Source organism: Paraburkholderia sp. J41, from assembly GCF_905220235.1.
In the GTDB taxonomy this organism is placed as follows: Bacteria; Pseudomonadota; Gammaproteobacteria; order Burkholderiales; family Burkholderiaceae; genus Paraburkholderia.
This window is the reverse complement of record NZ_CAJMZE010000123.1, coordinates 1-234: the sequence shown is the minus strand read 5'-3', so window position 1 is coordinate 234 and position 234 is coordinate 1. Positions and strand designations below refer to the sequence as shown.

The 234-nt window shown below is 54.7% G+C and carries 1 protein-coding gene; it reads left to right on the top strand.

Going from position 1 to position 234, the window contains the following annotated elements; genetic code table 11:
• A partial coding sequence (locus tag U5805_RS31715) for a HEPN-associated N-terminal domain-containing protein (protein WP_322107414.1) occupies window positions 1-234 on the top strand: 234 nt, incomplete at both ends.

The window sequence follows — 234 nt, the reverse complement described above, 5'->3', positions numbered from 1 at the left end:
TGCCTCGGGAAAAAATGGGGCGGCGCCGCCGATCAGCTCCCGTACGAATCAGCGGAAGGCGGCTATCAGGGCACCACTTGGGACACTGCCGAGCTTGTTTTCGAGGAGATTTGCCTTGAACTTCCACGCGATCATGACGGTAGTCTACAGGACGAAATCATTGGTACGCTCAATGACGATGTATGGTGCGACTATGACTGGCTTTCCCTGGATACGGATGTCGCCCTGAAGATT